The organism is Chryseobacterium sp. 3008163, from assembly GCF_003669035.1.
GTDB lineage: Bacteria > Bacteroidota > Bacteroidia > Flavobacteriales > Weeksellaceae > Chryseobacterium.
Map to the genome: position 1 here is coordinate 3631561 of NZ_CP033070.1, position 12192 is coordinate 3643752.

10 protein-coding genes, 3 tRNA genes and 2 pseudogenes are annotated in these 12192 nt (G+C 34.8%); all 15 read left to right on the forward strand.

Annotated features, from left to right (window positions below; genetic code table 11):
• Nucleotides 1-63 precede the first annotated feature (63 nt).
• The 15 genes and pseudogenes from EAG08_RS16765 to EAG08_RS16835 all read left to right on the forward strand — a co-directional run bounded on the left by EAG08_RS16765 (nt 64) and on the right by EAG08_RS16835 (nt 12191).
• Complete coding sequence (locus EAG08_RS16765; protein WP_129536439.1) at nt 64-672, forward strand: WbqC family protein; 609 nt, start codon at nt 64-66, stop codon at nt 670-672.
• A 10-nt stretch (nt 673-682) separates the two neighbouring features.
• Nucleotides 683-2356 carry a S8 family serine peptidase gene (locus EAG08_RS16770; protein ID WP_129536440.1) on the forward strand — a complete coding sequence of 558 codons (1674 nt, stop codon included), beginning with the start codon at nt 683-685 and terminating at the stop codon, nt 2354-2356.
• 161 nt (nt 2357-2517) lie between these two features.
• Nucleotides 2518-3009 carry a lipocalin family protein gene (locus EAG08_RS16775; protein ID WP_129536441.1) on the forward strand — a complete coding sequence of 164 codons (492 nt, stop codon included), beginning with the start codon at nt 2518-2520 and terminating at the stop codon, nt 3007-3009.
• A 23-nt stretch (nt 3010-3032) separates the two neighbouring features.
• Complete coding sequence (locus EAG08_RS16780) at nt 3033-3722, forward strand: OmpA family protein (RefSeq protein WP_129536442.1); 690 nt, start codon at nt 3033-3035, stop codon at nt 3720-3722.
• A gap of 113 nt (nt 3723-3835) precedes the next feature.
• Complete coding sequence (locus EAG08_RS16785; protein WP_129536443.1) at nt 3836-4720, forward strand: decaprenyl-phosphate phosphoribosyltransferase; 885 nt, start codon at nt 3836-3838, stop codon at nt 4718-4720.
• 85 nt (nt 4721-4805) lie between these two features.
• The gene (locus EAG08_RS16790; RefSeq protein ID WP_129536444.1) at nt 4806-6122 is read left to right on the forward strand and encodes an FAD-binding oxidoreductase; all 1317 of its coding nucleotides are present in this window, start codon (nt 4806-4808) and stop codon (nt 6120-6122) included.
• Between the two features lies 1 nt (nt 6123).
• Nucleotides 6124-6848 (forward strand): annotated as a pseudogene (locus EAG08_RS16795) (SDR family NAD(P)-dependent oxidoreductase).
• A 6-nt stretch (nt 6849-6854) separates the two neighbouring features.
• On the forward strand, nt 6855-7442 hold the full coding sequence (locus EAG08_RS16800) for an HAD family hydrolase (RefSeq protein ID WP_129536445.1): 588 nt from the start codon (nt 6855-6857) through the stop codon (nt 7440-7442).
• Between the two features lie 24 nt (nt 7443-7466).
• Complete coding sequence (locus EAG08_RS16805) at nt 7467-7925, forward strand: hypothetical protein (protein WP_129536446.1); 459 nt, start codon at nt 7467-7469, stop codon at nt 7923-7925.
• A gap of 3 nt (nt 7926-7928) precedes the next feature.
• Complete coding sequence (locus EAG08_RS16810) at nt 7929-9104, forward strand: cysteine desulfurase family protein (protein ID WP_129536447.1); 1176 nt, start codon at nt 7929-7931, stop codon at nt 9102-9104.
• 70 nt (nt 9105-9174) lie between these two features.
• Nucleotides 9175-9492, forward strand: a complete 318-nt coding sequence (gene trxA / locus EAG08_RS16815) for a thioredoxin (RefSeq protein ID WP_050378296.1) — start codon at nt 9175-9177, stop codon at nt 9490-9492.
• Between the two features lie 132 nt (nt 9493-9624).
• A tRNA-Asp gene (locus tag EAG08_RS16820) sits at nt 9625-9698 on the forward strand.
• 33 nt (nt 9699-9731) lie between these two features.
• A tRNA-Asp gene (locus EAG08_RS16825) sits at nt 9732-9805 on the forward strand.
• Nucleotides 9806-9838: 33 nt separating this feature from the next.
• Nucleotides 9839-9912, forward strand: a tRNA-Asp gene (locus tag EAG08_RS16830).
• 860 nt (nt 9913-10772) lie between these two features.
• A pseudogene (locus EAG08_RS16835) lies at nt 10773-12191 on the forward strand (amidohydrolase).
• Nucleotide 12192: the final 1 nt, after the last annotated feature.

Consider the following 12192-nt stretch of genomic DNA (forward strand, 5'->3'; position numbering starts at 1 on the left):
AATTTGTAAACTAAAATAAAATGAAGTATTTGAAAAAGTACTTCATTTTTATATATAATGATAATGAAGAACGTATTATTACCGGTATTTTATCTACCACCTATCTCATGGTTTTCAGTGTTTTTAGATCCTGAAAATGAAGTGACTTTTGAGCAATATGAAAGCTTTCCAAAACAGACCTATAGAAACAGAACCAATATCTATGGCGCAAACGGAAAACTATCCCTTGTTATTCCTATCAATCATACAGGAAAAAGAGAAATGAAGGATACTGAAATTTCTTACAGAGAAGATTGGTTAAAGATTCACTGGAAATCTATCAAAAATGTTTACCAGGGTTCAGCTTATTTTGAATATTATGAAGACAAATTTGAAGTTCTTTATGAGAAGAAAGAAAAATTCTTGTTAGATTTTAATTTAAAAAGTATAGACATCATTCAGAAAATACTGAAGACAGAAAAGGCACAATCTTTGAATCAAGAATATATCAAAAATCCGTCTGAGATTAATTTTCGTGAAAAATTTTCTACGAAAGTTGAAACACAATTTGAGATGGAAGAATATTATCAAACATTCACAGATAAATATGGTTTTTTGAAAGATCTATCAATTTTAGATCTTATATGTAACAAAGGGCCAGAATCTGTGACTTATCTTAAAAATATTAAATAATTCTAGTAAAATGAAGAAAATAGTATTAGCTGCTGTCTTTTTAGCAGGTTTTAGTTATTCTTATGCTCAAGGCGCAAAAGCGGCTGTTGATCCAAAAGAAGATAAAGATTTAATGACGTGGTATCATAAAGATTTTGCCACTTCTAAAGTATATGGTGTCAATACCGAAAATGCATACAAATATCTTGAATCAAAAGGTCTTAAACCTAAAACAGTTGTTGTAGGTGTTTTAGACAGCGGTGTCCAGGTTGATCATCCGGGATTGGTGAAAAATATTTGGTCAAACCCAAATGAAGTTCCCAACAACGGAAAAGATGATGACGGAAACGGATACATTGACGATGTTCACGGATGGAATTTCATCGGTGGTAAAAACGGAGACATTGGCGTAGATAATATGGAAGTAACAAGAGTTGTTGCTAAATACAAGCCAGTTTTCGAAGGCGATGACTCTGTAAAAAACAAAGCAAATCAAGCAAAAATGCCTGAAGAATTTGCAATGTACATGAAGTCTAAAGAGCTTTTTACTAAAAAGAGTGTAGACGCAAGTCAGAGTTTCAAGCAGTTTACCATGATTAATGAAGCAATTCCTTCTATGGTGAAGTTGCTTGGAGGGAAGCCTTTTACTAAAGAAAATCTTGCATTGGCAAAACCAGCAGACCAGAAAGAGTCTATGGGGTTACAAATTTTGAATAATTTGGTTCAAAATCCTGAATTAGCTGGTAAATCTCCTTCTGATGTCGAGGCGTTTTTAAACAAAGAAATTAAAAGTGCGCTAGATCATTTTGGTCCAATGGCTCAACAGTATGATCTTGCATTTGATCCTAGAGCAGAAATTGTAGGGGACAACTACGATGACTATTCTGAAAAAAAATATGGAAATAACCATTATCAAGGTCCGGACGCAGAGCATGGAACTCACGTTTCTGGTATCATTGCTGGTTTACCACAAGGTAAGGAAGTGCAATATGGTGTAGCTTCAAAAGTGGCTAAAATCATGGTCGTAAGAACGGTTCCTAATGGCGACGAAAGAGATAAAGATGTTGCAAACGCCATCAGATATGCTGTAGATAATGGTGCTAAAGTTTTGAATATGAGCTTTGGTAAACCGGTTTCTCCGGGTAAAAATGTGGTTTGGGATGCATTCAAATATGCTGATGATAAAGGAGTTCTTTTAGTAAAAGCTGCAGGTAACGAAAACGAAGATGTTGCCGAGCACTTAGCATATCCTACCAACTTTAAAAATGTGACTGATGCGGCTCCGTTCGTAGATAATGTTTTGGTTGTCGGTGCAAGTACGAATAGAAACAATGAGTTGAGAGCAGGTTTCTCAAATTATAATAAAAATATGGTCAATGTATTTGCTCCAGGTGAAGAAATTTATTCTACAGTTCCGAATAATGAGTACAGTTACCAACAAGGAACTTCAATGGCTTCACCGGTAGTGGCAGGTGCTGCGGCAGTGTTATTGGCTTATATGCCAAACCTAACACCTGCACAGATCATCGAGGCTTTAGTTAAAACAAGCAATGCAAGTACAGAAAATGAGTTTGGAGAAAAATCTCAGGCTGGTGGGGTAATCGATGTGAAAAAAGCAGCAGAATATGCTTTCAATAATTTCTACAACGGAAAAGCTTCTTCAGTGAAAAAACCTGCAAAAGCTAAGAAAGCTGTAAGGAAATAATAATCAAATACTTATTTGATAATAATAATGAGAGCCCGATTTTTTCGGGCTTTTATTTTTTTAACAAATTTGTTTTGGCACGGTTTTTTGTAGTAACTTTATAAATAATAAACAAAAAGGTAAAGTCGCTTTTCGATTTTATCTGACGTAAAAAAAAACATATGAAAAAGTTATTACTTGCGGGGATTTTGGGAACATCACTTTTTGCAGTGTCTTGTTCCACCGTTAAAAAAGGAGCAGATGCACAAAGCAACAAATCAGAATTTCTTAAAATGAAAGGAGATTTCCAAATTGTAAGCATTGAGTACGACAAGCAATATAAAATCAAGCCTTTTGATGAAGGCGCAGATGCACAATGTTTCGTTGGAAGTCACTGGAGATTCATTCCAAATAACTATACAGGAGCATATACATTAAACGGAGGTGGAAATTGCCCTGCCTTGACTCAGCCGATTAAATTTGAAGTAAAAGACGGAAACACGTTTTTATTCAAAAAAATTCAGGCCGGAACAAAAGCTAAACAAAATACTGTAGGGTACACACTTGATGTAATCAATATGACAACAGATCAGTTTTCATTAGAGCAAAATGTACCATTTGATGGTAGCACAATAAGAGTTGTTTACAACTTCGAAAGAGCTGGAATGAAATAATTTAACTATTTAAAATAAACATAATGAAATTTAATAAAACATATATAGGAGCATTTTTCTTATCATCAGCATTACTGCTTACAAGTTGTGAGGCTGTACAGAATTCTAATCACCAGCAAAGAGGTACCGCAGTAGGTGTTGCTTCCGGAGCTGTACTCGGTGGTGTTCTTGGGAACAATGTTGGTAAAGGTAAAAACGCAGCATTAGGAGCTGTTCTTGGAGGTATTATAGGTGGTGTTGCGGGTAATGTTATCGGTAATAAAATGGATAAGCAGGCTAAAGATATTAAAGAAACTTTACCGGGTGCTGAAGTAGAAAGAGTAGGTGATGGTATTAAAATCACGATGAATGAAAGCATTGTTACTTTTGCGTTTGATTCTTCTGATCTTACATCACTAGCAAAAACAAACTTAGATAAGTTGACTCAGGTTTTAGTAAATAATCCTGACACCAACATCAATATTTACGGTCACACAGACAGCAAAGGTGCTGATGATTACAATCAAAAGCTTTCTGAAAGAAGAGCCAATTCTGTGAGATCTTATTTGATGTCAAAAGGAATTTCTTCAAACAGACTTTTCGCTTTAGGTGAAGGTGAAGCAATGCCGGTAGCATCAAATGATACAGACGCTGGTAGAGCTAAAAACAGAAGAGTAGAGTTTGCGATTACGGCAAACGAAAAAATGATTAATGACGCTAAGCAAGGGCAATAATCGTTAACATATAAATATTATCATAAAAGACCGCCTTGGCGGTTTTTTTTGTATTTTTAAACGGCATTTTTTTTTGGTTTAAAATCACTATTTTTGCAAACGAAATTACATAAATGAAAAAATATTTAAAACTGCTTCGTGTAGAGCAATGGGTGAAAAATCTATTTGTTTTTGTGCCCTTGTTTTTTTCGGGAAGTATTCAGAATGTAGACCTGCTTACAAAAAGTATCTTTGCATTTGTCATTTTCTCTCTGGCGGCGAGTGTTGTTTACATCCTGAATGACTACAACGATATTGAAGCAGATCGACAACATCCGGAAAAAAGAAGACGACCTCTCGCAAGCGGTGCGATCTCTAAAAGAAAAGCACTGACTATCCTTACAGGTTTGATTGTTTTGGATATCGCTTTGATATTCTTTGCACAATTTAATTTCCATGAAAGTTTGTGGAAGTTTGCGGCCATTATCGGGATTTATTTTGTAATGAATCTTGCCTATACATTTAAACTGAAGCATGTTCCGATTATTGATATTTTTATCATTGCCACAGGATTTGTACTAAGAGTTCAGGCGGGCGGATACATCACAGGAATCTTTATTTCTCAATGGGCAACACTACTGACTTTCGTTTTAGCATTGGTTTTAGCCATCGGAAAAAGACGTGGCGAGTTGATTAATGCTCAGGTTTCAGGCAAAACAAGAAAAGCGCTTGATGGTTACAATGTACAGTTTGCAGATATTGCACTTTCCATTTCGGTAACATTGGCGATTGTTTGTTATCTGATGTTTACATTATCTCCAGAAATTCAGCTTAAACTACATAAAGCCGTATTTTACACAGTAATTTTTGTTGTTTTCGCTTTTCTAAGATATTTACAGCAAACTTTGGTTTACAACAGAACCGAATCTCCTACAAAAATTGTTTACAGAGACAGATATATTCAGGTTACATTATTATTATGGGTTGCCGCATTTTTAATTCTAATTTATTTTAAATAATGAAATTGCGCAGACTAAATAGTATAAACAATAATGAAAAATTTATGGTGATTGCATCTGAAACAACAAAAATAATTAATCACAGATGAAACCAAATTTCACACAAAAAGTTACAAATTGGGGCAACTTTCCAATCGTGGAAAAAGAAATGAGGTCTGAAGACAGCTTCAAAAAAATAAAAGAATTTGTACTTAATCACAATGAAGTTATTGCAAGAGGAAATGGCAGATGCTATGGTGATGCTTCATTGGGCGAAAATATTTTCTCTTCAAAAAAATTAAATAAATTCATCAGCTTCGACCGTCTCAACGGAATTATCGAATGCGAATCCGGAGTTTTACTTTCCGAGGTTTTAGAAATTTCTGTGCCGCAGGGTTATTTTTTATACGTAACTCCGGGAACAAAATTTATTTCTGTAGGTGGCGCAATTGCGTCAGACGTTCATGGTAAAAATCATCATGCCGAAGGATGTTTTTCAGAATATGTTACCGAATTTAAATTAATGACCGAAAATGGTGATATTATCATCTGTTCACGAGAAGAAAATTCAGATAGATTTTGGGCAACCATCGGCGGAATGGGGCTCACCGGAATTATTCTTTCAGCAAAATTTAAGCTTAAAAATATTGAGACCGCTTACATTCGTCAGGAAAGCATCAAAGCAGAAAATTTAGATGAAATATTCAGACTTTTTGAAGAAAGTGAAAGCTGGACATATACAGTTGCCTGGATCGATTGTCTTCAGAAAGGGAAAAATATAGGAAGAAGTATTCTGATGCGCGGCGAACACGCCTTTAGACATGAACTGACAGGAAATGATGCTAAAAATCCTTTAGTTTTAAAGAAGAAATTCTCTCCGACAGTACCTTTTTATTTTCCGAATTTTGTCTTAAATGCTTTGACGGTGAAGATTTTTAATTTTCTTTATTATAAAAAGCAATCTAAAAAAGAGGTGAAGAATTTTATCGATTACGAAACATTTTTCTACCCTTTGGATGCCGTAACCGATTGGAATAAAATCTACGGAAAGTCAGGATTTATCCAATATCAAATGGTAATCCCGAAAGAAACCGGAAAAGAAGGGATGAAAAAAATCCTTGAAACCATCGCCAATAGCGGAAATGGTTCTTTCTTGGCAGTCTTAAAACTTTTTGGGGAAAATAATCCTGAAGCATACAATTCATTCCCGACCGAAGGTTATACTTTGGCCCTGGATTTTAAAGTGAATTCAAAACTGAAAAAGCTGGTTGATCAGTTAGATCAGATCGTTCAGGAGTTTGGCGGAAGAATTTATTTAACAAAAGACAGTATGAGCAGATCTTCGCTTACAGATTATCTGAAAAATGTCAACAGTTCAAAATTTGTGTCTTTACAGCACAAAAGAATTTTAAATAATAAGTAGAATGATAGTTCTGGGAAGTACATCGGAAGTAGCGCAGGCATTTGTAGAAAAGGCTTTGCAGGAAGGCGAAAAGTTTGAAAGAATTTATCTTTTTACCTCAAATAAAGAAACCACAGAGAGATTTGCAAGACATATTGATGTTAAATTTTTGCAACAATCGGAAATTATCGAATTAGATTTAACGAAAACAATCAATTATTCTGAGTTTGACCAAATCAACTCCAGTCTGCTTTTTGTGCAACGGGTTATTTGGGAGAAGGTACAGAAGAAGGCTTGTACGACAATAAAAATACAGAGAGAATTATAGATATCAATTACTCAAAATTAGTTCCGGTAATGAATTATTTTGCTCAGAAATTCGAAAGCAGAAGATCAGGAACTATCATCGGACTTTCATCGGTTGCCGGTGATAGAGGAAGACAGAGTAATTTTATCTATGGAAGCGCAAAAGCAGCATTCACAGCTTATTTAAGCGGTTTGAGGAATTATCTTTTTGAAAAAAAGGTACATGTAATGACCGTAAAGCCAGGATTTATGGCAACAAAAATGACAGAAGGCTTACCTTTGAATCCGAAATTAACGGCAACACCGAAGCAGGCGGCAGAGTGTATTTATAAAGCATTCAAAAAACAAAAAAATGTGGCATACGTTTTACCGATTTGGGGCGTTATTATGTTAATCATTAGAAATATTCCTGAATTTATTTTTAAGAAATTAAAACTTTAATTGAGTATGAAAAAATTGTATTGCTTTGATTTTGACGGCACTTTGACTTACAAAGACACGATGTTTATGTATCTTAAATTTTATAATCCATCGAAATTTCGGGTACAGTTTGTAAAACATATTCCGCTTTTTATTTTATTAAAATTAAAATTGGCGGAGACTGAAAAAGTAAAGAAAAGCTTTATCGGTTCTATTTTAAAAGGCCAGCTTCAGACTAAAATCGAAGAAAAGTCTAAACAGTTTTTTGAAGAAAATTATCCAAAAATAGTAAGAGAAAACGCCTTAGATTTCATTGAAAATATAGATAGAGAAAATACAGAAAGTCTTATGGTGACGGCTTCCCTAGATATATGGGCTAAACCATTTGCTGAAAAATTGCAGATGAATCTTGTTTCCACAAAAGCAGAATTTAAAAATGGTGTTTTCACAGGTAGTTTTATCGGTAAAAACTGCAACGGAAAAGAAAAGTTAGAAAGAATTAAAAAAGAAATTTCAGACGATAAATACGATAAAATCATAGCTTTTGGAGATACCTCGGGTGATAAGCCAATGCTGAAATGGGCGAATGAAGGACATTACCAATTTTTTCACTAATTTTGAAAGATTAATAAAAATAAAATGAATAAGTTGCTAATTGTATGTTTTGCATTCATCATGAGTTGTACAAGCACGACCGCACAGAAATCTAACAATATGCAAAATAAAGGAGAAATTCTCGCTTCTGAAACTCAAGGTGGAGCAGAGCAGGCTGGTTTTACAATCATCAAAGATCAACAGCAACTCGAAAAAGAGATAACAGAAAATTTCGCAGTTTCAGGTATGGAACCGGTAATGCAAATTCCAACATTTCCTAAGGATAAGAAAGTTGTTTTGTATAATTTGGGAACTTTCAATTCTGGAGATCACAAGGTTTCAGTGATTAAAAGTATTTCTGTAAAGAATAATATTTTATATGTAGAAGTTCCAGAATATCAATCAGGAGGTATGGCAATTCAGGTAATGTCAAATCCTTGGTTTATATTTTCTGTTCCTTCAAATTATCAGTTCAATTCAGTAGAATTAAAATATTCAAAATAAAAAATGAATAAAATATATTTAGATAACGCTGCCACTACGCCGCTTTCAGAAGAAGTTATCGATGCCATGGTAGAAACCATGAAAATGAATTTTGGGAATCCGTCTTCAACACACAGTTTCGGACAGGATGCTAAGATTTTAATTGAAAATGTAAGAAGGCAGGTTGCAGAATATCTTCACGTGAGTCCGGCAGAGATTATTTTTACGTCTTGCGGAACCGAATCTAACAACATGATCATCAAGTCAAGTGTTTCACATTTGGGCGTTGAAAGGATCATCAGTTCGCCTTTGGAGCATAAATGTGTTTCTGAGAGTATTTTAGATATGAAAAACAGGAAGGGTGTTGAGGTTGCTTATATCCGTCCTAATGAAAAGGGAGATATCGATTTAAATAAATTGGAAGAATTGCTAAAAGCTTCTGATAAGAAGACTTTGGTAAGTTTGATGCATGCCAATAACGAAATCGGAAACATTGTAGATATTAAAAAGATTGCAGAATTGTGTAAAGCAAATAATGCCTTATTTCATTCTGATACGGTGCAGACAATGGCTCACATGAATTTAGATTTGTCTGATATTCCTGTTGATTTTGCTTCTTGCAGCGCCCATAAATTTCACGGTCCTAAAGGAACTGGTTTTGCTTTCATCAGAAAATCAAGCGGATTAAAAGGAATCATTACTGGCGGTCCTCAAGAGAGAAGTTTGAGAGCAGGTACAGAAAATGTGAGTGGTATTGCAGGTTTAGGAAAAGCTTTAGAGCTTTCACTTAAAAATATGGATGCGTATACACAACACATGCAGGATATTAAAAAATACACTATTGATAGAGTTTCTGAAGCGATTCCGGGAATTAAATTTAACGGAAGAAGTTCGGAAGCTGAAAACAGTTTGTATACCGTTGTAAGCCTGTTGTTGCCTTATAAAAATCCTTTAATCGGGTTGCAGTTGGATATGAAGGGAATTGCTGTTTCTCAGGGTAGCGCTTGCTCTTCTGGGGCTTCAAAACCTTCAATGGTGATGATGATGATGCTTTCTGAGGATGAAATGGATGAATGTACACCTTTGCGTGTATCATTCAGTCACATGACGACAAAAGAGGATATTGATACTTTTGTGGATGCTTTAGCAGAAATTTCGAAAGATTTAATCATAGAAAATACAAATGTTGAGCATAGATAAGCTATTCGCTTAAAAGTGGTAATTTTGATTTCAGAATTTAAATAGAATATTAATAATTAAAAATAAAAAAATGGCTTTAGAAATTACGGACAGCTCGTTCCAAGACACAGTTTTAAAATCTGATAAACCAGTATTGGTAGACTTTTGGGCAGTATGGTGCGGACCGTGCAGAACTTTGGGACCAATCATCGAAGAAGTGGCAGCAGATTTTGAAGGAAAGGCTGTCGTAGGAAAAGTAGATGTAGACAACAATCAGGAAATTTCTATGCAGTACGGAATCAGAAATATCCCTACAGTTCTTATTTTTAAGAATGGTGAAGTAGTTGATAAATTGGTTGGTGTAACTCCAAAAGAGATCATCGCTGAGAAATTGAGCGCGCACTTATAAAAAAAATCGCTTTGATAATGAATGCTTTCCGAATTGGAGAGCATTTTTTTTGTCTAAATACTTGCAGGTTTCCAGAAATGTTGTATTTTTGCAACCACAATAACAGAGGGTACAAGCTTAGTTATTGTAAGAGATCCGGTAGTTCAGCTGGTTAGAATGCCGCCCTGTCACGGCGGAGGTCGCGGGTTCGAGTCCCGTCCGGATCGCAGAAAGTTTTCTCAATTTACTTTAAAAAAATTGATCCGGTAGTTCAGCTGGTTAGAATGCCGCCCTGTCACGGCGGAGGTCGCGGGTTCGAGTCCCGTCCGGATCGCAGAAAGTTTTCTCAATTTACTTTAAAAAAATTGATCCGGTAGTTCAGCTGGTTAGAATGCCGCCCTGTCACGGCGGAGGTCGCGGGTTCGAGTCCCGTCCGGATCGCAAATACAATATCAATGTATTACAAAAAGCTTTAAAACATACGTTTTAAAGCTTTTTGCGTTTTATGTCTGTTCAAAGAGAATTAAAAAAGCACAATCTGAAAGTAGATCAATTTTTAAACATTCATTAAATTATCTCAAAGAATCACCATCAACTATTTTATAAAGCATTATTGTATTCCTATCCTTTTTTGGTACTGGGTATTTAAAATATTAAACTCTAAATGATTATTAATTAGAGTTTTGTCTTTAAATAATTGTTCCCAAGTTGTTCCAATCTAAACTAAAGTGTTATATTTAAGATTGTATTTTACTTGAAAATTATACCACATTAATATTGACTTAAAATCCTAATCCCCCAACTGCACTTAAGACTAGGTATATTATTAATTTACAGATTATATTATTTTAAAATATTTTTCTCAATTATAATATTTTTTTAATATGCACATAAATTCAAAACATTCTCTCCAACTTATCTCTTGTTAATATTATAATTAACTTATTTTTTATGTCTTGAATAATAATTAAGAATAAATTATTATTTTTAAGCGATAACTAATCATTGATAATAAAAATCAAACTATGAAAAAACTACTACTTACAGTCTTATTATTCTCCATTATTGGATGTCGAAAGGAAGTTACAAATCCTGCTGACAGTATCTATTATGGTGGTGAAATCTTAACAATGGAAGGCGATTATCCTCAATATGCAGAAGCTATCGCAATAAAAGATGGGAAAATTTTGTTTGTTGGTTCTATGTCAGATGCTGAAAAATTCCATGGAGACAAAACAGTGATGAATAATCTGGAAGGAAAAACCCTGTTACCAGGATTTATAGATCCTCACAGCCATTTTATGAGTTCTTTAGCGATGAACTCTCAAGCCAATTGCCAACCTTCGCCTGCAGGTAATGGAAACAGTGTTGCGGGGATTGTAGATGCTTTAGTAAAATTGAAATCAGATAAAAAAATCCCGGACGGAGAAACTATCATTGGTTATGGTTATGATGACAATGCGATGCCAAATGGTATTCTCTTAAATCGTGATGATCTGGATAAGGCTTTACCAAATAATCCTGTAATCGTGATACACGTTTCAATGCACGGCGTGGTTTTGAATTCTAAAGCAATGGAAAAATTCAACATTAATGCCAATACTAAAACCGTGGAAGGTGGCATGATTGTCAGAAAACCTGGAACCAATGAACCTTACGGTCTAATTATGGAAATGAATTATTTGCCGATTTTTGCAGCAATGCCAAAACCATCTGTTGAACAACAACTTACTCAACTGAAAGAAGGGCAAATGTTTTATGCATCAGCAGGTGTCACGACAGCGCAGGAAGGTGCTACACATATGCCGGAAGTCAATGTCTTAAAGCGTGGTGCAAAAGAAAACAAACTGTTTATAGATGTTGTTTCATATCCATTATTTACGGAAATGGATACGCTATTCAAAGTTTATCAACCAAAGGAATTTGGAAAATACAATAACCATTTGAAATTGGGTGGTATAAAAATTACAGTTGATGGTTCGCCACAAGGCAGAACAGCCTTTTTCACGACGCCCTATTTGACAGATGGTCCAAGTGGTCAAAAAAACTGGAAAGGAGAACCTTCTTTTAACCAGGAAACAGCTAATAAATTATTAAAAAGAATTTACGATTCCGGTTTACAATCTATGTTTCATGCCAATGGCGATGCAGCAATCGATATGTGTATAAAAGCACATGAATATGCATCCGGAGGAGATTTTACGAAAGATAGAAGAACCACAGTGATCCATGCGCAATTTGCAAGAAAAGACTAGTTAAATAAATTCTTAGACGAAAAATTGATTCCGTCATTTTACACAGAACATACTTATTTCTTTGCGGATACGCACATCAAACTTCGTGGAATTAAGCAGGCATCATCTATCAGTCCAATGAAATCTGCAATAGCAGTAGGATTAAAACCGACCAACCATACTGATTTCAATGTCGTTCCCATTGATCAGATGTTTGTAGTATGGTCTGCAGTCAATCGTATATCAAGAAACGGAGTAACGATTGGTGCAGAAGAAAGAGTTTCTCCTTATCAAGCATTGCAAGCTATTACAACAAATGCTGCCTATCAATATTTTGAAGAAAAAAGCAAAGGCAAACTGCAAAAAGGTTTGTTGGCAGATTTGGTTATTCTTGATAAAAATCCTGTCAAAATAGATGCTATGAAAATAAAGGATATCAAAGTTTTAGAAACTATCAAAGAAGGAAAATCGATTTATAAAAAGTAAA